Genomic DNA, 21468 nt, shown 5'->3' with positions numbered 1-21468 from the left:
GTCAGCGCACCTCAACCGTCTGCCGCACGACCTCGAGGAGTTCACCGGAGGCTACGAGGCGGCGGGCTTCGTCGATTTCGGGGGCGAGGAAGCGGTCTGGTCCGGGGCCAGGAATCGTCTGGCGCATGCGCTCGATAACGTCAGCTACCGGCTTCGAGGGCTCCAGGCCGCGCATTTGGATGGCTTTGGCGGCGGTCAGGATCTCGATACCAATGACTGCCCCCATACCGTCAATGGCGCGGCGCAGCTTGCGGGCAGCCGACCACCCCATCGAGACGTGGTCTTCTTGCATGGCTGAGGTTGGGATGGAGTCCACTGAGGCCGGTACGGCCAGTCGCTTCATTTCCGAGACGATGCCGGCCTGGGTGTACTGGGCGATCATGTGCCCGGAGTCGACGCCGGGGTCGTCGGCCAGGAAGGGGTGTAGGTCGCGGTTGCGAGCCGGGTCGAGCATACGGTCGGTGCGGCGCTCACTCATGGACGCGAGGTCGGCTGCCGCGATGGCCAGAAAATCGAGCACATACGCCACGGGAGCGCCGTGGAAGTTGCCATTGGACTCCACCCTCATGTCGTCGGTGATGACCGGGTTGTCGACAGCTGAGGCCAACTCGACCTTCGCTACCCGCAGGGCATGGGCCATCGTGTCGCGGACGGCACCGTGGACCTGCGGGGCGCAGCGCAGCGAGTAGGCGTCCTGGACCCGCTTGGTGGCACCTTCGCGACCGGCCTGGATGAGGTCAGAACCTTCCAGCAGGGCGAGAATGTTGGCCGCTGAGGTGCTCTGACCCGGGTGGGGCCGTAGGGCCTGAAGGTCAGGGGCGAAGACCCGATCAATGCCGCACAGCGCCTGGACGGTCATTGCGGTCGCCAGATCGGCGGTCGGGACGAGAACGTCGAGGTCAGCCAGCGCCATGATGAGTTGGCCGAGCATGCCGTCGGTGCCGTTGATGAGAGCCAATCCCTCTTTTTCACGCAGAGAGACAGGCTTTAGTCCGGCCTGGGCCAGGCCAGTAGCCGCATCGACCTCGTTGCCGTCAGGAGTGAGGACGGTCCCTTCGCCGGTCAGGACGAGGGCACAGTGGGCTAGCGGGGCGAGGTCGCCCGAACACCCGAGAGACCCGTATTCCCCGACGATTGGGACCAGCCCGGAGTTGAGCAGATCGGCATAGGCGGTGACAATTTCCGGACGTACTCCGGTATGACCAGATGCCATCGTCTTGAGGCGTAGGGTCATCATGGCGCGGATGACCTCGGTCTCGACTCGCGGCCCGGTAGAGGCGGCGTGGGAACGGATGAGGGAGTGCTGCAGTGCCACACAGTGGTCACGGGGCACTCGGGTGGAGGCTAGGGCGCCGAAGCCAGTGGAGATGCCGTAATGAGGGATGGGGTCGTCGGCCAGGCTCTCGACGAGGTCGGCGGCTCGCCTGACCCGCTCCATCGCCTCCTCTCCGACGCTCACCTGAGCTCCCAGCCGGGCGACTGCGACGACATCGCGGGGAGTGAGTGGGGCACCGACGTCGACAGTGGTTATGTTCATGGTCGTCCTTTCTTGGGTGAGACTAAGTTGCCGTGGTGTTTGTGTCTGTGATGTTCAGGGCACGTCGTCTCCGATGCAATCACCAACGTGGCCGATCCGCTGCCGAACGGCGCAGGGCCGAGGGCGAGCGGCGATTTTGGTGTCAACCGTTGAGTCGTAGTCTCGGTTGGCTCAGTTGAAGGAACCGTCCCGCCTTGCAGACTCGGTCGATGAGGGGCACACCTGGGCGATACATGAGGTGCAGCCACGACGGGGCGGCCAGGCTCACCAGATCGGCGCGGGCGCCAGGTTTCACCACGCCCACGTCATCGCGGTGAAGGGCCGTCGCACCGCCTGCCGTCGCTGACCACAGGGCTTGTTCTGGCGTCATACCCATCTCGCGTACCGCGATGGCGAGGCAGAATGGCATCGATGAGGTGAACGCGGTGCCGGGATTACAGTCGGTAGCTAACGCGACCGTCACGCCAGCGTCGAGGAGGCGACGGGCGTCAGGGTAGGGCTGTTTGGTGCTGAATTCGGCGGCTGGAAGCAGAGTAGCCACGGTATTAGTGGCCTTGAGAGCGTCAATGTCTTCGTCGGACAAGAAGGTGCAGTGGTCGATGGAGGCTAGGCCCAATTCGCAGGCCTGCGGGATGACCTCAGAACGGCCCAGTTGCGCTGCATGGAGGCGAAGGCCCAGCCCGGCTTCCTTGCCGGCGCGCAGGATTTCCAGGGTCTGGTCGGGGTCGAAGGCTCCGGTCTCGCAGAACACATCAATCCAGCGCACATAGGGGCGCACGGCGTGCAGCATCTCGCCACACACCAGACGGACATATTCGTCAGGCTGGCACTCAGGTGCGACGACGTGGGCTCCCAGGAAGGTGACCTCGTCGGTGTGTGAGCTGGCCACACGTGCCAGCTTGACCTCCGTCTCGACGTCGAGTCCGTACCCCGTTTTGGCTTCAACGGTCGTCGTTCCGCTGCGTGCCATTTCGTCGAGGATCCCGGTCATAACGGCGGCGAGGAATCCCATAGGGGCTTCCCGAGTGCGCCGAACAGTACGTAAGATCCCGCCAGCCTGGTATTTCTGCCCGTTCATTCGCGCATCGAACTCGTCGCTGCGGTCACCGGCAAAGACTGGGTGGCTGTGAGAGTCGACGAAGCCTGGGATAACGCAGGCTCCGGCCATATCGGACTGGTGATCGGCCGGCGGCGCCTCTGCTGAGGGACCTACCCAAGCAATCTGGTCCCCACAGATCACGATGGCTGCATTGCGGATTTGTCCGAGCTCGTCAGTACCGATGGATGGATCGTTGGTGACGAGCAAGCCGATGTTATTGATGACGATGCTCACGAGGCATGACCTCTCAGTTCGTCCAACACGTGGCGGAGGTCCTCGGCGGCGGTGGCGTCAAGCCGGTTCCATTCCCCAGCGACGATAGTGGCCGAAACGTCATTGGCTGTTGCGACCAGGGGCCAGCGTATCGGGTCCACCCCGGCCAGGCGTGCTGACGACGGCTCGATGACGGCGATATCGGCGGGGTCTCCGACGGCCAATCCGGCGGATTCAGGCCCGGGTGTGGAAATTTGGCGTGGCTGCGGCTCGGCTGCCGGGCGAAGGCTCTCAACCCCGTTTCGGGTACCAATTTTCCACAGCGCCTCACAACCGACGACACCGCGCGTCCCGGTCGTCAGGCGAGCAGTCGATTCCAGCATCCGCAACTCGGCAAAGGGGTCGGTGACGACGTCTTCGTCAGTCCCAATAGCCATGCGCACCCCGGCCTCTTGCAGGTCCTTGATCCGTGCGATCCCGTCACCCAGATCGGCCTCGGTCGTCGGGCACAGTGAAACGATGGTGTTGGAATCGGCGATCGTGGCGATGTCGTCGTCGGTCAGATGGGTGGCATGGACGACGGTGGTGCGCTCGGAGAGCACCCCAGCGCGTTCCAACGCTGCGGTCGGCGTCAGGCCATGTGCGTCCAGACATTCGATGTTCTCGCGGAGCTGCTCGGAGACGTGGATGTGAATGGGCACACGTTCCGGTAACCCGCTCATAGCCGTGGCCATTTCGTCGGGGCTGACGGCTCTCACTGAATGTAGGGCCGCTCCCATCGTCACCAAGGGGGAGTCAGGCAGGGCATCGCGCAGCGCGTGCCAACGCTCCAGCCACTCCTCGACGCTACCGTCACCGAACCTGGTCTGGTCTGCGCCTAGGGGTGCTCCGGGCCCGGCGTGCAGGTAGCAGGTGTCGAGGACGGTGATGCGAATTCCGGCCGCTATAGCGGCGTTGACAAGGGCTAATTCCATCGCATGATCGCGATAGGGCGTCCCGTCAGGCTGGTGATGAACGTAGTGGAATTCACCTACGCTGGTGTATCCGGCCGCCACCATCTCGGCAAAGGTAGCTCGCGCCAGTTGATAGTAGGAGTCCGGATCGAGACGGTTGGCTAGTCGATACATTTCGGTACGCCAGGACCAGAAATCTTCACCCGCCCCGGCCCCGCGCAGCCCGCGGTGGAAAACGTGGGAGTGAGTATTGGCAAATCCGGGAACGGCTACCCCGCCGAAGGTGTGTCTATGGGGTTCGGCCCCTACGTTCACCGCGGTGATGACGCCGTCTCGGCTTTGGACAAGCACGTTGTGTGCAATCCGCCCTGCTACCAGGGCGTTCGGGAAGAACCATGTGCTCATTTGACCAGCTCCTCTAGCACGGTCTGGAGGGCCTCGACCCCAGCCTCGCAGTCAGCGTCACTCGCCGATTCGGCGACGCAGTGAGAAGCTCCGGTGGGATTGCGGACGAAGAGCATCCCGGTAGGTATCGTTGTCGCCAACGTTGCGGCGTCATGGCCAGCCCCGGTGGATAGCTGTGGGACGTCTTCGCCGAGGATCTGTAGCATCCGCGCTCGTAGGTCGAACGCGGTGCGATCGGTCCACGACTCGCGGGTCCAAACAACCTGGCATCCCTGCTTGTCAGCGGCAGTTTTTGAGGCCTGCTGGATTTCCTCGACGACTGTGGTGACGGTCTGTGGTTCCTCGGCTCGGCAGTCCAGCCATATCGTCGCGGCCGAGGCAATGACATTGGTGCCACCGGGCTCGACGTTGATCCGCCCGACCGTCGCCACGCAACCCGCGCGCTCTGCCGCCTCTCGGGCTGCCAGCACGGTCTGTGACGCCGGGACGACGGGGTCGTGACGGTCGGGGATGAGAGTGGTTCCGGCGTGGTTTCCTTGACCGGTGAACTCGGCACGCCAACGTCCATGCGGTCGTACCGCGGTCGCAACTGCTACCGGGTGCCCCAGATCTGCCAGGCCGCGCCCTTGCTCAACGTGTAATTCAATGAAGCAGGATGCCTGAAGCACAACGTCGTCGGGCCCCATGAGATCGGGATCCAAACCGGCCTCTCGCCACGCGTCCGGCAAGGACTGTCCATCCCGAGCGACGAGCGTGTGGGCCTCAGCCTTGCTGAGCTTGCCCGACGCCAGCCGCGACCCTAGACAGGGCATCCCGAAGCGGGCGCCTTCCTCGTCGGCCATGGCGACGACAGCAACAGGTTTCGTTGGCACGAACCCGGCCTTGTGCATCTTCGCCACGGCCACCAATGACGAGACGACGCCGAGTGGCCCGTCGTAGGCTCCACCGCCGGGCACGGAATCCAGGTGGGAGCCCGTCAGGACGGCGTCGGGACCCGGACTTCCCCACCACGCCCAGATGTTGGCGTTCATGTCCGTGACGATTGTCAGTCCCAACTCGGTGGCTTTTGCGACGAACCATTCTCGCAGCGTCACCTCCTCGGGACGCAGGCAGAACCGCGAGTAGGAGCCGTCCTCGTTGCGTCCGATTGCGGCGATTTCAGCCAGCAGACCGGCAGCAGTCCAGGTCGTCATCACTTCACCAATCCATCAATGAGGGCGTCGTCTACTAGGTAGGGCAGGGTGATTTGGGCGCCATCATGTCCGCGGTTGAACTCGGTGGCCGTCTCGATGGAGTGGGCGTTGCGGGCCCAGCCGCGTCGAGCTACCCCGCACATGACATCCCACAGCAGGGAACTACGGATGACGCGATCGACCCGCTCAGAGCCGTCCAGGACGAGCCCGAACCCGCCGTTGATGGCGTTACCAATGCCGGTTCCGCCGCCGTTATGTAGGGTCACCAGGCTCATGCCGCGGGCGGCATTGCCGGCGAAGCACTGGGTGGCCATATCAGCCATGACGTTAGAGCCATCTTTGATGTTGGCGGTCTCGCGGAACGGAGAGTCAGTCCCGGAGACATCGTGGTGATCGCGTCCCAGCATGACTGGCCCGATCTCGCCGTTGCGGACCATCTCGTTGAATCGCAAAGCGATGTCCATCCTGCCTTGGGCATCCTGGTAGAGGATGCGTGCCTGGGTGCCTACGACGAGGTTGTTGGCCTCAGCGTCACGGATCCAGATGTAGTTGTCGCGATCCTGGCCGCGGCGATTCGGGTCGATGCAGTCCATTGCGGCATGGTCGGTGGCAATGAGGTCCTCGTGCTTACCGGACAGACATACCCAGCGGAACGGCCCGTAGCCGTAGTCGAACAGTTCTGGACCCATGATGTCCTCAACGTAGGACGGCCAGATGAACCCGTTGCGGGAGTCTCCGTCCTTGGCGATCTCGGTTACCCCGGACTCAAAGACGGTGGCCATGAAGGCGTTGCCATAGTCGAAGAAATAGGTGCCGCGGTCGGTGAGGGTGCGGATGAGCTCATAGTGTTTGCGCAAGGACTCGTTGACGCGGCGGGCGTATTCGCCGCGGTCGCGGGCCAACAGCTCGGTGCGCTGCTCGAAGGTCAGCCCCTGCGGGCAGTAACCGCCGTCATACGCGGCATGGCAGGAGGTCTGGTCCGATAGCAGCGGGATGTCGATGTTGTTGTCTACGGCGTACTGCAGCAGATCGACGATGTTGCCGTGGTAGGCGATGGAGATCGGGGTGCGCTCGTCAATGTGTCTTTTGGCCAGCGCGAAGATCTCGTCAAGGTCATCAGAGACGTGACCCACCCACCCCTGGTCTAGCCGGGTCTGGATGCGTGACATGTCGACTTCGGCGATGATCCCGACGGCGTGGGCGATCTCCGCGGCCTTGGGCTGGGCCCCGGACATGCCACCGAGACCCGACGAGACGAACAGCACTCCGGAGAGATCCCCGTCAGCGGGGACCCCTAGCCGGATTCGTCCGGCGTTGAGAATGGTGTTGAAAGTGCCGTGGACGATGCCCTGCGGGCCGATGTACATCCAGCCGCCAGCGGTCATCTGGCCATAATTGGCCACCCCCAACTCCTCACAGATCTCCCAATCCTTCTGGTTGTCGAAATGGCCGACCATGAGGGAGTTCGTGATGATGACACGCGGGGATTCTGGGCGTGACGGGAAAAGCCCCAGCGGGTGACCACTCATGACAACCAAGGTGGTGTCCTCGGTGAGCTGGGAGAGATATTTTTTGATGAGCCGATACTGCAGCCAATTCTGGCAGACGCTACCGGTTTCGCCATAGGTGACGAGTTCGTAGGGGTAGAGGGCGACGTCGAAGTCGAGATTATTGTCAATCTGCACCTGAAAGGCCTTGCCTTCGGTGCAGCGACCCTCGTATTCGTCGATTGGGCGTCCCTTGATATGCCCGGCTGGACGCCACCGGTAAGCGTAAATGCGGCCATACGTGCGCAATTCGTCGAGGAATTCCGGCGCAGCTTTCTCGTGCAACTCGGGAGGCAGGTAACGCAGAGCATTGCGCAGCGCGGTCTTGGTCTGTTCGGGGGTGAGGTGGAATCCACGTGATGGAGCTCGTCGGATACCGGATTCGAAAACCGGGTCAGGAGGGAATTCGGCGTCGAGTTTGATCGTCATAGCTGCGGTGGTGCTGCTGTTGTCGTACATCGTTTGCTTCCCCCAAATGCATTCTTGGTGTCGTTGTGGCGTGACGATCCTGACGAGGTCGCACGCACAATTGCCATGGGCGAATCGCGTCGGTGTGATCGCCGGAGGTTGTCTCGTCGGGGAGACATCATCGACCGTATCACTACGGGTGGAGATGTCATGCGGACCGACTGCTTAGTCTGGTCAGACTCAGCCGTTGGCACAACTCCAGATGAGAACACGGCATGAGGAGAAGGACCGTGAGACGACGTCCGCACTGCGGGCGGCGAGGAAGTCGTCGACGGCGCCCGGGTCCTATCGGGCCCGGGCGACTGGTTGATCGGGACGTCAGATGACGTTGACAAGGTCACAGACGAAAACCAGCGTCTCACCGCCAGCGATGACGCCGGGAATTCCTTGTGGACCGTAGGCGAGGTGGTGGGGGATGACAAGCTTGCGTCGTCCACCGACCTTCATACCTTGGACGCCTTCGTCCCACCCAGGGATGACCTGGCCAGCCCCTAGTTGGAAGGTTAGCGGTTCGCCGCGATTCCACGAGGAATCAAATTCACGGCCATTGCTTAAAGCTACTCCGACGTAGTGCACCTCGACGAGGTTGCCGGCAGAAGCTTCGGGGCCGTCGCCGATGGTGATGTCCTCAATAACGAGGTTGTCGGGGGCGCAATCGGGCAGGGTCACTTCGGGCTTGCTCATACCGGCAACCCTACGGGATCGACGCGTCTCGACGATGAGCCTGAGCAGCCACGCTGGACTGCTCAGGCTCTAGGGGGCTCATCCTTCGACGTCGATCAGCCCAGAGTGGTAGGCCTTGACCAGGTTTCGCGGGACCCGCAGGATCTTGCCCTCAACGCGGATCTCAACCAACTGTGTTGGCGTGGTCTTCCACTGTGCCCGCCTATGACGCGTGGTCGAACGGGACTTCTTTCGCTTCGGTACTGCCATGGTTTCACCAGCTTGACTTCGTGATTCCGGGGAGTTCGCCGCGGTGGGCCATCTCACGGAAGCGGATACGGGATACGCCGGCCTTGCCAACATAGCCGCGGGGGCGTCCGTCGACTTGGTCACGGTTGCGCAACCGCACGGGGGATGAATCGCGCGGCAGAGCAGATAGTTTACGCGATGCTGCCATGCGTTCGTCTAACGAGGCAGTCGGGGACTTCACGATGGCTTTGAGTTCGGCGCGCTTTTCGGCGTACTGGGCTACCAGCTTCTCGCGTTTCTTTTGGGCGGCGATCTTGGACTTTTTGGCCATCAGCGGGTCTCCTTGAACTCAACGTGACGACGCACGACTGGATCAAACTTTTTGAGGACGAGGCGGTCGGGGGTGTTGCGTCGGTTTTTGCGGGTGACGTAGGTGTACCCGGTTCCAGCCGTCGACCGCAGCTTGATGATGGGGCGCAGTTGTGAGGATTTTTTGGCCATCAGATTTTTTCTCCTCGAGCGAGTATCTCGGCGACGACAGTGTCGACGCCGCGGCGATCGATCTCCTTGATCGCTTTGGGGGTCAGGGTCAAGGTGACTTTTTTACCCAACGAGGGCACCCAGTAGCGCTTCTTTTGGATGTTCGGGTTCCAGCGACGCTTGGTGTGGCGTTGGGAGTGCGAGACATTGTTGCCGAATCCGGGCTTGGTGCCGCGGACCTGACAGCGTCGTGGCATGGGTATCTCCTGCGATAGGTTGCGTATGAGAATCATTATCATATACTGATGACGACGAGATCCGAACTCGTCGTACGTACAGGCTGGAAGGAAACCGATGAAGCAAGGCATTCACCCCGACTACCACCCGGTGGTCTTCAGGGACATCTCGGCGGACATGGCCTTTCTGACGAGGTCAACGGTTACCAGTTCCACCGAGATCGGGTGGGAAGACGGCAACACTTACCCAGTCATCGACGTCGACATCACCTCGGCCAGCCACCCCTTCTACACAGGCAAGACCAAGATTGTTGATACCGCCGGACGAGTCGAGAAGTTCAACCGACGCTACGGCAAGAAATGAGACATGGGGATGGCATATCGACTTCCCTCGTTGGACACGACCGGATGGGGGTGATTCATTGACGCGGTGATGACGCAGGAAGACCTGGACCCGATCGACAATGAAGAGTGTGCCGTTGTTGATCGGCATGCCGACTGATCCCTGGCATCGTCCGGTCCCTGAACGCGGTACCCGCTACCCGATCGGGTAGCGGGTACCGCGTGTGTTTTCAGTAAGGCGTCGGTGAGCCCCCAATGTCCTCGATGTCAGTCTCTCTTGCGAAAAACGAGGGTCTGGTCAGATGAGGCCTCCTTGCAGTACGCCCAGCCGTCGTCGAACTCGGTGAGCGCGGTGGCGGTGCGCACCCGGTTGCGGATCATCCATCCGGCCATCAGACCTCGGGCGGTTTTGGCAGTGAAGGAGATGACCTTCCAGCGGCCCTGACGATCCCGTGATTCGAATCGCGGTGAGATGACCCTAGCGTCGATGCCGTCAACGGCTTGGAAGTACTCTGCCGAGGCAAGATTCACGATGGTCTTCGGTCCTGGAGACTCCTGGAGGTCGGCTGCAACAAGGTTGAGGATGCGGTCACTCCACCAGTTAGCCACCGTGGTGCCACGGTCGGTGTGCAAAGAAGTGCCCATCTCCAAACGGTAAGGCTGAATGCGGTCGAGGGGTCGCAGAACACCGTATAGGCCGGACAAGATGCGCAAGGTCTTCTGGGCCTCGGTCCAGTCGCGGGTGGTGAAGGAATACGGATTCATGCCCCGATAGACGGCCCCGTCGAAGGTCACGCCGGCTGGCCGGGCCCCATCAGGGGTGCCGGGCTGGAAGTCGCGATACCGTTCGACGTTGAGGGTGGCGATGTCCTCGGAAACATTCATGAGCTTGCGTAGATCTGCTACCGACTTGCCGGACATGATCTTGGCGAGTTCGGCGGTCTGGTCAAGCAGGCGGGGCTCGGTGGTGTCGTGCGTGGGCGTGGGGCCCTCGAGGTCCAGCGACTTGGCGGGGGAGATGAGGATCAGCACAAGGTCAGCCTATCCGGCCGGCTTCTCTGGGAAGTCGATCGCGCAGTCACACAGCGTGGCTTTATTCTGGCCTTACCATGAGAGGCTCGGACGGCCGGAAAATCTGACCGTGACACCATGTGAACGAAAAAGGAAAGGTGCCCTATCGCATGGAGACCCCCAAATTTCAACGGCGCCAAGAAGATTTCGTATGTGATCACTGTGGACGGCAGGTTCGGGGCAACGGATACACCGACCATTGCCCGCACTGCCTGTGGTCGGTGCATGTTCACAACTCCCCTGGGGATCGAGCAAATCCGTGCCGAGGCCCGCTCGAGCCAGTGCAAGTGGAGTTCGGTCAGCCGAGCAAGGTGTATTACGAATGCTGCAATTGCGGTGCGCGGAGGAAAGTACACGCCGCTCACAATGACAGCTTTGAGGTGATGCTGGATATTGCTAAGAAAGCAACGACAACCTTCTTCAACTGCTAAGTGGCGTGCGGCTGCTCGTCACCGTCAGTCGACGAGGTTGCCGGGGCTGATCTCGTCCGAGGCTTTCTCGAAGATCTCGGCGAAGTGGCATCGGCAAGCGTGCTCGCCCTGGCCGTCGGCATGCATCGTCAGGATGGTCTCCTGTTGCGAGCACAACGGTTGTGCCCGCCAGCATCTGGTGTGGAAGCGGCACCCGACGGGCGGATGCGCCGGGGAGGGCACATCGCCTTGCAGCAAGATCTGGTGATGTGTACCTCGCGCTGAGGGATCGGGTACTGGCACCGCCGAGAGTAAGGCTTGGGTATACGGGTGGATGGAGCGTTCGTAGATCTGCTCCTCGTCACCGATTTCCATGATCCTCCCGAGGTACATGACGGCCACGCGATCGGAGATGTGGCGCACTACCGACAGGTCGTGGGCGATGAAGATGTACGCCATACCCAACTCCCGCTGCAATTTCTGTAGCAGATTGACAACCTGGGCCTGCACCGAAACGTCCAGCGCCGAAACCGGCTCGTCGCATACCAGCACCTTGGGATTCAGGGCAATGCCGCGGGCGATTCCGATGCGCTGGCGCTGGCCACCGGAGAACTCGTGCGGGTAGCGGTTGATATGCTCCGGGTTGAGTCCGACCAGGTCGAGCAGCTCCTTGACTCGCTCGGTCCGCTTGCCGCGCGGTACAGCGTCGGGGTGGATGCGGAAGGGCTCACCGACGATGTCACCGACCGTCATACGCGGGTCTAATGAGGTATACGGATCCTGGAAGACGATTTGAATATCACGGCGTAGTTTGCGCATCGCCGATCCCGTGAGATTCGTGACGTCGCGCCCCTCGAAGGTGATCGTGCCCGACGTTGGCGGCTCGAGGTTCACCAGCAAACGTCCTAGCGTGGACTTGCCACAGCCGGACTCTCCGACGACACCGAGCGTCTCGCCGGGATAGAGATCAAAGCTGACCCCGTCGACGGCCTTGACATGGCCGACGGCGTGGCGCACCACGCCGGATTTGAGCGCGTAGTGCTTGGTGAGGTCACGCACCGACAGAATGGGTTCGGCTTTCTCGGCTGTGGTCTTAGCAGTCACGATGAAGGACCTCCTCGGTGTGGTGGCAGGCGGCCCAGCGTCCGGGCTCCACCTCGACGAACTTGGGAGCACCGCCGACGCGGCATTCCTCGGTGGCCCAGCGGCAGCGTGGGTGGAAGGAGCACCCCGACGGCAGATTCGTCAGGGACGGCGGCAGACCCCCGATGGCATATAGCTCGTTTCCTTTTTGGTCCAGGCGCGGAATGGAATCTAGCAGGCCGACGGTGTACGGGTGGGCAGGGTCGCGGTAGAGACGGTGGACGTCAGCGTGTTCGACGAACCGTCCGCAGTACATGACTGCGATGTCGTCGGCCACGTCGGCCACCACCCCGAGGTCGTGGGTGATGAGGATCAACCCCATGCCGAACTCCTCCTGGACCTCCTTGAGCAGGGTCATGATCTGAGCCTGCACGGTGACGTCGAGAGCTGTCGTCGGCTCGTCGGCGATGAGCACCCAGGGGTTGAGCGCGATCGCCATCGCAATCATGATGCGCTGACGCATGCCACCCGAGAACTGGTGCGGGTAGTTGTTGGCACGCTCCTTGGCAGCGGGAATGTGCACCCTTTCCATGAGGCGGATCGCCTCGGACATCGAATCAGAGCGGTTCATACCACGGTGAACACGGAACATCTCGGCGATCTGCCATCCGACCGGGAAGACTGGGTTCAGCGACGACAACGCGTCCTGGAAGATCATCGAGATGTGCTCGCCCCGAATCTGACGACGCTTCTTTTCTGGCATCGTCAGTAGGTCGACTCCGCAGTATTCGATCCGCCCGCCAGTGATCTGGGCCGGAGGGGAATCGAGAATACCCATAATTGCCTGCGCAGTCACCGACTTGCCCGACCCTGATTCGCCGAGAATGGCGAGGGTCTCGCGTTCTGAAAGGGTGAAGCTCGTCCCGTTGATGGCCTTGGCCACCCCGTCACGGGTGCGGAACTCTACATGCAGGTCGTCGACCTTAAGGAGGAGCCCGTCAACCGGTTCCAGGTGAAGCTGAGCGCTTGTGAGTGTCTTTCGTGCCATGTCGAAACCTCAGTGCTGTTTGGGGTCGAAGGCGTCCTGTGCCGCCTCGCCAAGGAAGATGAATGCCAGCACCGCCAGAGACAGGAATAGCGATGGGAACAGCAGCATGAATGGTGCCGACCGGACGTATCCCAGCCCGGAGGCATCGGAAATCGACACACCCCACGAGATGGCTGGTTCCTGCAGGCCGATGCCCAGGTAGCTCAGCGTCGCCTCGATGGCGATATAAGCACCCAGATTGATAGTGGACACCACGATGACCGGGGCGACGGCATTGGGCAGGATGTGCGAGCGGATGATCCGCCACGACGACGCCCCGAGCGCGCGAGCCGCCTGGACATAGTCGTGCGGTAATACCTGCAACACTGACGACCTCATCAGTCGTGCGATGGACGGCCAGCCGAGGATGACGATCGCACCCACTACCTTGAGCACCATGACGAGGTACGGCGTGCCCGGCTCGTTGGGAAAGGTGTACAAGATGATGATGCCGCCGAGTAGCAACGGGATGGCATAGAAAACGTCGCCGATTCGGCTCAGCAGGGTGTCAAGCCAGCCGCCGCGGAAGCCTGCAACCAGGCCAATGAAAGCCCCGAGAATAGTCGTTCCCAAGGTGGCGAGGACGCCGACGAGGATCGACGATCTAGCCCCATACACCGTCCGGGAGTACACGTCGCATCCCTGGATGTCGGTACCGAACCAGTGCACCGCCGAGGGTATGTGTCGGGCCGCCGACAGGTTACAGTCGGTGGGATCTTTCGAGGTGAAGATAGCCGGGACGCCTGCCATCGTCAGGAAGACGACGATCAGAGTCACCGATATCCAGAACAGCGGGTTGTGTTGGAGGCAGACCCAGGCGTCATTCCACACCGAGCGTGGTTTGGAATTGTCCAGCGCATTGTTCTCACCGGGCGTGGGGTCGGCGATGGCCTCGGGGCCACCGGCACCGAGCGGGTGAAGGCTTGTGTGTGGTTCAGTCATGGCTGATCCTCGGATCGAGCACCCCGTACATCAGGTCGACGAGGAGGTTCGCGAGCAGGTACACCAACACCAGGCAGGTCACCGCACCAACCACCGAGACACCATCGCGTTGGTTGATCGACCGGTAGACGTAATTGCCGATCCCGTTGATGTTGAAGATGCGCTCGGTGACGATGGCCCCGCCCATGAGAGCACCGAAGTCGTACCCGATGAAGGTGATGACGGGGATGAGGGAGTTGCGCAGGGTGTGCATTGTCACGATTCGGGACGGCGACATGCCCTTAGCTTTGGCGGTGCGCACGTAGTCGGCCCGCTGGTTCTCCAGCAGGTTTGACCTGGTTAGCCGGGCGACGTAGGCCACCGACAACGCTCCCAGTACGAGCCCTGGCAGGATGAGTGCGCCGGATGAGCCGTCGCCGGCCGTCACTGGGAGCCAGCCCAGTCGCAGACCAAAGATGAGCTGCGCCAGCGAACCGATGACGAAGATCGGGATTGAGATGACGATGAGGGAGGACACCAGGACGAAATAGTCGATGAACGCGCCGCGTCGCACGCCCGCCCATACACCGGCGAGGATGCCGATGACGATCTCAACAAGCAGGGCGATGACGGCCAGCTTGATCGTCACTGGATAGCGGGCACCGAGCTCTGAGACGACGGTGTTGCCGTAATAGTCAACGCCGAGGTTGCCGTGCAACAGTTTTTCCAAATACAGGCCGTACTGAACCAGTAGTGGCTTGTCGAGGTTGTACTCAGCTCGGAACGCCGCCACGTAGGCAGGAGGACAAGGACGTTCACCGCATCGTCCGGCCGTGGGGTCCCCGGGCAGGGCGAAGACTAAACAGAAAATGATGAACGTCGTCCCGATAAGCACCGGGATCATCTGAAGGATGCGTCTGACGATGTATTTGAACATGGTGTTCCTCACGGCACCCGCGCCCCGCCGAGGCTATGTCGGCGGACCGACGGGTGCATCATCAAGGATGAATCACTTCACGCTGACCGACTGGAGATCAATCGTGCCGAATGGAGTGAGCTTGACATTGGCGACCTTGTTCGACCATGCAAATGGGGTCGAGGACGTCCACAGTGGGATGTTGGGTGGGTTCTGTACCAGCAACTTCTCGGTCTCCTGGTACAGCTTGTTGGCTTCCGAGGTATTGGTGGCGGCAGCGGCGTCCTTGAGTTTGGCATCGAAGGCCTTGTTCGAGTAGTCGTTGTCGTTACTTGAGGCGCCGGTGGCGTATAGCGGGGTCAGGAAGTTTTCGATGGAGGGGTAGTCCATCTGCCATCCGGCGCGGAAGAAGCCCTGGAGCTGGCGTTTGGTGACCATGTCGCGCAGGGTTTTGAAGTCTGGGGTGACCTTGAGCTGGCACTTGAGGCCAAGATCGTTTTTCCAGCCGTTGCAGATCGCCTGAGACCATGCCTTGTGGTCGCCATCACCGTTGACCGCAATGGTCAGGGTGTCTTTGTATCCACCGGATTTTTTGTACAGCTCGACGGCTTTGCCTTTGTCGTACTGGCACATCTGGCCGCACTGGTCTTTCTTGTACCCGTCGACGACGGGGGAAACCCAGCCATCAGCGGGGGCTCGGGAGCCAGCGAAGATCTGCTTGGTGATCGTCTCGCGGTCGATGTCCATGCCGAGGGCCTTGACCAGATCTTTGTTGTCGGCCAGCTGTTTGTCTTTGCTGGAGTAGGCCAGGGTCTGGTTGATGCCCGACTGGCGGATGGCCCACCGGCCGGACAGGTCGTTCTTCCACTGGTCGTTGGTGAGTTGGTCGGTTGGGATGAGGTCGTTGATGTCGAGATTGTTGGCGACGGTGTCGTTGTAGGCCGGGCTGGCGTCGTTGTAGATCTTGAAGGTGACCTTGTCTACGTGGCCCTGGTACGCCCCGGCGTAATTGTCATTTTTTGCGACGGTGATGGCGGTGGCGGTGTTGTCGGTGACCTTGTATGGCCCGGCACCGATCGGCATCTTCTCCCACTTCTTGTTGGTCGGATCCTTGAGAAAGGCATCCGGCAGCGGGGCGAAGGCGGTGTAGCCCAAACGTACCTTGAGGTTAGAGACCTTTTTGGTGGTCTTGATGGTGAAGGTGTGGTCGTCAACGACTTTGAGGCCGCTCATAGCTTTGGCCTTGGGCTTGGTCTTACAAGCCTCATCAGCGCACTGCTCGTCAGCGTAGCCCTCGATCGGCTCGAAGAAGTAGCCGGACTGCTGGGCGTTGGGGCCGTAGACGGCCCAGTTCCAACCGTCGACGAAGTTCTTAGCCTTGACGGCGCTGCCATCGGAGAATTTGTATCCCGGCCTGATCTTGACGGTGAAGTTCTGGTTGTCCTTGGTCTCGATGGACTGGGCTATGTCCATCTCCGGCTTGGCGGTGTCAGGGTTGTAGTGAATAAGGCGGGCGGTGACGGCGTCGAGGATTTTTCCGCCGCAGGTCTCGTTGGTGTTGGACGGAATGAGCGGGTTCTGCGGGGTGCAACCGCTAGCGGTGATCGATCCGCCGTTCTTGGCTGGTGCGCTGTTATCGCTGCCGCCGGTGGCCGACGACCCAGCAGCCGAGTCATCCTTGGCCGCGACATCCTCGCCGCAGGCTGACAGCGCCATCAAGCCTGCGAGGGACAGCGCAATGAGTGGCCTCACTTGACGCATGGTGTCTCCTTCTCACGTCACGTCGGCGTTGAACCGACGGTCCCACGTTGTTCGGGACACCATGCCATCATGAAGCACCATTCGTCAGCCGTTTTGTAGGGCTGATACAAGATCGTGACAATATTGAAACATTGGTATAGTTATTCGATTAGGTGGACATCGGTCTCACGATATGGAGATACGCGGGGTGGCAAACCGCGTCAGCGCAGGTACTGAGCGGTTACTGAGCGCAGATCGTCGTGTCCTCGGATATGCAGAAGGGACCCGCACCCGGTAGGTGCGAGTCCCTTTTTCTGAAGGTTCTATGAATCAGCAGATCTCGTCGACCAGAGCCTTGGTGAAGGCGGGTAGATCGTTGGGGTTACGCGAAGTGAGCAACACCCAGCCGTTGCCCGGGCAACGGAAGAGTTCCTTGTCCACCCAGTCAGCCCCGGCGTTTTCGAGGTCCGGCCGAATGGAGATGTAGGAGGTCATCGTCTTGCCCTTGGCAACACCGGCGTCGATCAGCACCCAGGGTCCGTGGCAGATAGCTCCAATCGGCTTGCCAGCCGCTGCGAACTCCTTGACCAGGCGGCGTCCGTCCTCATCAATACGCAGGGTGTCTGCATTGACGGTACCACCAGGGATGACGAGCAAGTTGTAATCGGCAGCCTTGACGTCGGCGAGCTTGGAATCAGCGTTCACCTTGGACGCCCAATCCTTATCGCCGGTGACGGTCTGGATGGGCTCGCCGCTGTTGGAAGCGACGGTCACCTCGATGCCGGTCTTGGTGAGGGCGTTGAGGGGCTCGACGAGCTCGGTTTCCTCGACTCCGAAATCGGTGACGGCGATGAGTGCGCGTGCAACCATGGTGGTTCCTCCTTCAGTTGCGTTCAGTGAGTGGAACAAGGACAACGGCTGAGGTATTCCGAACAGCCCGAGTTCTGCTGCGTGGATCGTCAGGTGGGGTTTCAGTACGCATATCGTGCCGTTCGCAGGCAATCACGAACGCTTTAGTTTCGGCACCGTGGCCCACCGCCTGTCAATGCGGCTGGGGTTGCCAGATGAGATTGCGCCTAGGCGAAGATGAATCCCTTGAGAGAGGGGATACCAGATCGAGGGAGTTCCCAAAACTGATGGAGGCCGGTCAACGTCAAGAACCGGATGGTCGGGGTGACAGGATTTGAACCTGCGACCTCTTCGTCCCGAACGAAGCGCGCTACCAAACTGCGCCACACCCCGCGACCATGGTCACCCTTCCGATTGGGAAGGCCGACGCATACTTTAACCTAGCTTGGTCGAAAGCGCCAAGCCGACCCCGTTAGGGCTGGGGAACGAGGGTAAGCAGGGTCGCTTCCGGTCGGCAGAAAGTCCGGTACGGGGCGAAGGGGGAGCACCCCAATCCGGCCGAGATGTGCAGCCACCCAGTATGTCCGCCGCAACTGTGCTGTGACAGTCCCTTGACGCGATCAGTGTCTAAGTCACAGTTGGTGATAATGGCTCCGGTGAAGGGCAGACATACCTGTCCGCCATGTGTGTGACCCGCGAATACGATGTCCATGCCATCGCTAACCATGGCGTCGAGAATCTTGAGGTAGGGGGCGTGGGTGACGCCGATATTAAGGTCGGCCTCGCCGTTAGGTGGGCCAGCCACCTCTTCGTAATGGTCGCGGTTGTGGTGGGCGTCGTCAGTACCACGGAAGGCCAACCGGCGGCCGGTGACCTCCAATGTTGCGGACTTGTCGTTAAGATCGAGCCATCCCGCAGAGGTGAAAGCTTGACGAAGTTCCTCGTGGGGAAGCTCTGGTACCGGTTTGTCGGCCTGATGAGAGCGTCCCGAAAGAAGGTACGATAACGGGTTCTTGAACTCCGGAACTAGGTAGTCATTGGACCCAAAAACGAATGCCCCAGGCCGCTGTAGTAGCTCCGACATGTCGTCGAGAAGTGGCTGGAGCGAGTCGGCTGAGCAAAAGTTATCGCCGGTGTTGATGACGAGATCGGGGTTGAGAGTGGCGAGTTGGCGGATGAATTTCCGCTTGGCCTTTTGACGGGCTAGCAGGTGCAAGTCAGACATATGAAGTATGCGCAGTGGTGAGCTGCCAGGTGCCAGCACCGGTACCTCGACGTGACGCACTATGAACCGATGCGCTTCGATCACCCCGTAGGTCAGGCCTGCGACGCCGACACCAATAGCGCCAGTCGTCGCTGCCAACCTCGTCTTTATAGCGGCGTTCATGTCAGCGAGGCCTCGTCCCTCCAGGCGGGTTCTGCTGGCCATCTCCGTTATTGCCCCCGGCATTACCACCGGGCGGGTTTTGTTGACCGCCGGGCGGATTCTGCTGGTCTCCAGGTGGGTTTTGCTGGTCGCCGGGTTGCTCATCGCCGGGATTTTTTGGCTGGTTTTGTGGCGGTAGCGCGGGGGCATAGGTCGGTTTAGGAGCTGGTTTCGGCCCCTTCGACACTTTGAGGGTGACGGTAGCTCCGGCGTGGGCTGATCCCTGGGGATCCGTGCCGAGATAGGTATCGGGCTCTGAATCGTCCCACACATGCCACACGTTGATGTGGAATCCCGCTTTACGAATGGCAGCCTTGGCCTGGGGATAAGTCATCCCGTCAGTGTCTGGAATCTTGATGAGCTTGCCGTAGCGCACCTCGTCGGTAGGAGCCACGAAGTCTGTCTTGGGTTTGTCTTGGAGGGTACCCGCCATTGCCGCACGGTAGATTTTACCGGCGTCGCTACCACCAGAACCGTTGAGGTAAACGCCGGTAGAAGTCCGGATGCCCTTGATTGAACGGGACTGATTGCCACGGAAGTAGGAGCTGCTGCCATCAGCGGCGATCATCGCTACCCCGGCAGCTTGCGGGGTGTATCCGTCGAACCAAGCAGCCTCATGGGCGTCGGTGGTACCGGTCTTGCCGGCTTGCGGATAGCCACCCGGAATCCTCGCGGGCTTACCCGTGGCATCCATGACGCCCGAAAGCACCGAATTAACACCGTCAGCAACCTTCTGCGGTATGGCTCTCTTGCAATTGCCGGTCGGGACCTTCATAGGTGAACCATCGCGATTCTTGACCGACTTGACGATGATGGGGTCGCATTGGATGCCGCGTGAGGCGAAGGTCGCGTAGGCCGAAGCCATGGACAGTGGAGATACGTAAGCGGTACCGAGTGTGAACGATGGCACCCTCTGGAAGGTCTTGACGATGTCCTTATCGCTAGAGAGCTTCACGCCGCTGTTCTGGGCCATTTTGGTGACCTCACACATGCCGACGTCCTGCTCTAGCTGGACAAAGTAGGTGTTAACCGACCACGCGGCCGCCTCGCGCAAGCCGATATTCCACGAGTGTCCGGTTGAGTTGCGCACTCGGAATGGCCCCGACTTAAAGGTGCCTTTACAGTTGGTGAACTTTTCACCGGTGAAATCCATGGGAGAGGACGCGGTGTAGTGCTTGCTGATGGGTATGTCCTTGGCGATGGCTGCAGCCGTCGTGAAGGCCTTGAAGGTCGATCCAGCCTGGAAGCCGGTGGCCCCGCCCATCGAGGCTGGTGCCAAGTAGTTGTAATAGGTCTGCCCAGGTTTTTCGCCCATGACGGGGCGAGACTGCGCCATCGCCATGAGCAGACCAGTGCCCGGCTGGACGATGGCCGTTCCGGCAAGAACTGGGTCCTTGGGTCCAACGACGTTTGAGACGGCTTTCTGGGCGGCATCCTGAACCTTGGGATCGATACTCGTTTGGATTGTCAATCCGCCGCGCTTGACCATCTTGGCCCGCTCCTCGGGGTTTTTGCCAAGACTCGGCATCTGTAACAAGCTGCGATATGCATAGTCGCAAATGAACGGATACTTTGACGAGATGCAACCGTTCTTCGGATAAAAGACCTTCGATTTATCGAAGACGACCTTTTCGGCCTTACGGGCCTGATCAGCGCTGATGAGGTTGAGCTGGGCCATACGCGCCAGCACGATATTGCGGCGGTTCATGGCTGCTTCGGGGTGATTCACCGGGTCGTAAGCGACTGGGTTTTGTACCAGACCGGCCAGCATCGCTGCCTGGGCGAGGTCAAGGTTGGCGGCCGTCGTCCCAAAATAGTGACGGGCCGCGGACTCGACGCCGTAAGCCCCGTCACCGAAATAGGCGATATTGAGGTAACGCTCCAGGATCTGCTTTTTAGAGAGCTTCTTCTCCAGACCCACCGCATAGCGCAGCTCTTGCATCTTTCGGGTGACCGTCGGCTCCTGAGCGGCCTGCACACCCTCCTCATTGCCCGCAGCCACGGCAGCCTCGATGCGGATCTGTTTGATGTACTGCTGAGTGAGGGTTGATCCGCCCTGCCGGGCTGATCCGGCGACGTTTGTCACCAGGGCGCGCGCGGTGCCCTTGAGGTCAACTGCGCCATGGGAAAAGAACCGGTTGTCCTCGATAGCGACCTGGGCAGTTTGCATCTGCTTGGAGATTTTTGACAGCGGGACGTATTCGCGGTTCTCGTCGTAGAAGGTGGCTAGCACCGATCCATCTGCCATGAGGATGTGGGATTTTTGAGCCTGCGGTGTGCTCATCAATTCGGGCGGCAGGTCCTCCATGCTGCTGGCAACCATCTTGGCTGTTCCACCGGTCAAAGCCGCAAGGGGCACGACGAATCCGGCCGCTAGCAGTCCGGTCAAGATGCTGACGATTCCGAACATGGCTAAGGGGTAGAGCTTGCCGTGCCTGTCTGAGCGCATGACCCCAAGAATACGTGAGGGTCCAGACATACTCGAGTTACTTCGGTCAGCGGCAAGTCCTTCATGGGTTTACCTGTTGTTTCTACTATCGTGGCAATCGCGCCTGACGGCCATAGTCGCGTTACGGCGTC

21 protein-coding genes and 1 tRNA gene are annotated in these 21468 nt (G+C 60.8%); 2 read left to right on the top strand and 20 right to left on the bottom strand.

The features are described 5' to 3' along the window. Nucleotide 1 precedes the first annotated feature (1 nt). From hutH to rpmB, 10 genes are all read right to left on the bottom strand, one after another. Nucleotides 2–1537: a histidine ammonia-lyase gene (gene hutH / locus A5483_RS10280; protein WP_063811771.1), complete on the bottom strand. Its 1536-nt coding sequence runs from the start codon at nt 1535–1537 to the stop codon at nt 2–4. Nucleotides 1538–1679: 142 nt separating this feature from the next. Beyond that, nucleotides 1680–2870 (bottom strand): imidazolonepropionase, encoded by a 1191-nt coding sequence (hutI, locus tag A5483_RS10275; protein WP_063811770.1) that lies wholly within the window; start codon nt 2868–2870, stop codon nt 1680–1682. Then, a complete protein-coding gene (locus A5483_RS10270) occupies nt 2867–4207 on the bottom strand; it encodes a formimidoylglutamate deiminase (RefSeq protein ID WP_063811769.1) in 1341 nt (446 codons plus the stop codon). Before A5483_RS10270 ends, hutI begins: the two co-directional genes overlap by 4 nt. Next, on the bottom strand, nt 4204–5400 hold the full coding sequence (locus tag A5483_RS10265; protein WP_042842775.1) for an allantoate amidohydrolase: 1197 nt from the start codon (nt 5398–5400) through the stop codon (nt 4204–4206). The genes A5483_RS10270 and A5483_RS10265 overlap by 4 nt, the downstream gene beginning before the upstream one ends. Then, nucleotides 5400–7406, bottom strand: a complete 2007-nt coding sequence (locus A5483_RS10260; protein ID WP_063811768.1) for a urocanate hydratase — start codon at nt 7404–7406, stop codon at nt 5400–5402. Before A5483_RS10260 ends, A5483_RS10265 begins: the two co-directional genes overlap by 1 nt. A 327-nt stretch (nt 7407–7733) precedes the next feature. After that, nucleotides 7734–8099: an FKBP-type peptidyl-prolyl cis-trans isomerase gene (locus A5483_RS10255; protein WP_002549184.1), complete on the bottom strand. Its 366-nt coding sequence runs from the start codon at nt 8097–8099 to the stop codon at nt 7734–7736. Between the two features lie 78 nt (nt 8100–8177). Continuing rightward, nucleotides 8178–8348 (bottom strand): 50S ribosomal protein L32, encoded by a 171-nt coding sequence (gene rpmF / locus A5483_RS10250; RefSeq protein ID WP_042842774.1) that lies wholly within the window; start codon nt 8346–8348, stop codon nt 8178–8180. 4 nt (nt 8349–8352) lie between these two features. After that, a complete protein-coding gene (gene rpsN / locus A5483_RS10245; protein ID WP_002549079.1) occupies nt 8353–8658 on the bottom strand; it encodes a 30S ribosomal protein S14 in 306 nt (101 codons plus the stop codon). Then, nucleotides 8658–8828 carry a 50S ribosomal protein L33 gene (rpmG, locus tag A5483_RS10240; RefSeq protein WP_002549045.1) on the bottom strand — a complete coding sequence of 57 codons (171 nt, stop codon included), beginning with the start codon at nt 8826–8828 and terminating at the stop codon, nt 8658–8660. Before rpmG ends, rpsN begins: the two co-directional genes overlap by 1 nt. After that, nucleotides 8828–9064 (bottom strand): 50S ribosomal protein L28, encoded by a 237-nt coding sequence (rpmB, locus tag A5483_RS10235; RefSeq protein ID WP_002549159.1) that lies wholly within the window; start codon nt 9062–9064, stop codon nt 8828–8830. The genes rpmG and rpmB overlap by 1 nt, the downstream gene beginning before the upstream one ends. 97 nt (nt 9065–9161) lie before the next feature. Between rpmB and A5483_RS10230 the strand changes: the two genes are divergently transcribed. After that, the gene (locus tag A5483_RS10230) at nt 9162–9407 is read left to right on the top strand and encodes a type B 50S ribosomal protein L31 (protein ID WP_063811767.1); all 246 of its coding nucleotides are present in this window, start codon (nt 9162–9164) and stop codon (nt 9405–9407) included. 245 nt (nt 9408–9652) lie between these two features. On the opposite strand, the gene A5483_RS10225 is transcribed toward A5483_RS10230, so the two are convergent. Further along, a complete protein-coding gene (locus A5483_RS10225; RefSeq protein ID WP_002549140.1) occupies nt 9653–10417 on the bottom strand; it encodes a YaaA family protein in 765 nt (254 codons plus the stop codon). A 149-nt stretch (nt 10418–10566) separates the two neighbouring features. Here A5483_RS10225 and A5483_RS12735 point away from each other — a divergent pair, with 149 nt between their 5' ends. Further along, nucleotides 10567–10887 carry an RNHCP domain-containing protein gene (locus tag A5483_RS12735; protein ID WP_082864049.1) on the top strand — a complete coding sequence of 107 codons (321 nt, stop codon included), beginning with the start codon at nt 10567–10569 and terminating at the stop codon, nt 10885–10887. Nucleotides 10888–10911: 24 nt separating this feature from the next. On the opposite strand, the gene A5483_RS10220 is transcribed toward A5483_RS12735, so the two are convergent. The 9 genes from A5483_RS10220 to A5483_RS10180 form a co-directional block, all read right to left on the bottom strand. Beyond that, nucleotides 10912–11970 (bottom strand): ABC transporter ATP-binding protein, encoded by a 1059-nt coding sequence (locus A5483_RS10220; RefSeq protein WP_002549114.1) that lies wholly within the window; start codon nt 11968–11970, stop codon nt 10912–10914. Then, nucleotides 11960–12961 (bottom strand): ABC transporter ATP-binding protein, encoded by a 1002-nt coding sequence (locus tag A5483_RS10215; RefSeq protein ID WP_042842805.1) that lies wholly within the window; start codon nt 12959–12961, stop codon nt 11960–11962. Before A5483_RS10215 ends, A5483_RS10220 begins: the two co-directional genes overlap by 11 nt. Nucleotides 12962–13006: 45 nt before the next feature. Beyond that, on the bottom strand, nt 13007–13924 hold the full coding sequence (locus A5483_RS10210; RefSeq protein WP_176607869.1) for an ABC transporter permease: 918 nt from the start codon (nt 13922–13924) through the stop codon (nt 13007–13009). A gap of 46 nt (nt 13925–13970) precedes the next feature. Then, nucleotides 13971–14894: an ABC transporter permease gene (locus A5483_RS10205; protein WP_063811765.1), complete on the bottom strand. Its 924-nt coding sequence runs from the start codon at nt 14892–14894 to the stop codon at nt 13971–13973. A gap of 72 nt (nt 14895–14966) precedes the next feature. After that, nucleotides 14967–16634 (bottom strand): peptide ABC transporter substrate-binding protein, encoded by a 1668-nt coding sequence (locus tag A5483_RS10200; RefSeq protein WP_063811764.1) that lies wholly within the window; start codon nt 16632–16634, stop codon nt 14967–14969. Nucleotides 16635–16943: 309 nt separating this feature from the next. Then, nucleotides 16944–17483 (bottom strand): type 1 glutamine amidotransferase domain-containing protein, encoded by a 540-nt coding sequence (locus tag A5483_RS10195; RefSeq protein ID WP_002549051.1) that lies wholly within the window; start codon nt 17481–17483, stop codon nt 16944–16946. Nucleotides 17484–17778: 295 nt separating this feature from the next. After that, nucleotides 17779–17855: transfer RNA gene (locus tag A5483_RS10190), tRNA-Pro, on the bottom strand. Nucleotides 17856–17934: 79 nt separating this feature from the next. Beyond that, nucleotides 17935–18849 (bottom strand): metallophosphoesterase, encoded by a 915-nt coding sequence (locus tag A5483_RS10185; RefSeq protein WP_002549115.1) that lies wholly within the window; start codon nt 18847–18849, stop codon nt 17935–17937. A gap of 1 nt (nt 18850) precedes the next feature. Next, nucleotides 18851–21367 carry a transglycosylase domain-containing protein gene (locus tag A5483_RS10180; RefSeq protein WP_063811763.1) on the bottom strand — a complete coding sequence of 839 codons (2517 nt, stop codon included), beginning with the start codon at nt 21365–21367 and terminating at the stop codon, nt 18851–18853. Nucleotides 21368–21468 lie beyond the last annotated feature (101 nt).

This window comes from Cutibacterium namnetense (assembly GCF_001642025.1).
Lineage (GTDB): Bacteria > Actinomycetota > Actinomycetes > Propionibacteriales > Propionibacteriaceae > Cutibacterium > Cutibacterium namnetense.
The sequence above is the reverse complement of the archived record's forward strand: the minus strand, read 5'-3'. Positions and strand labels throughout refer to the sequence as shown.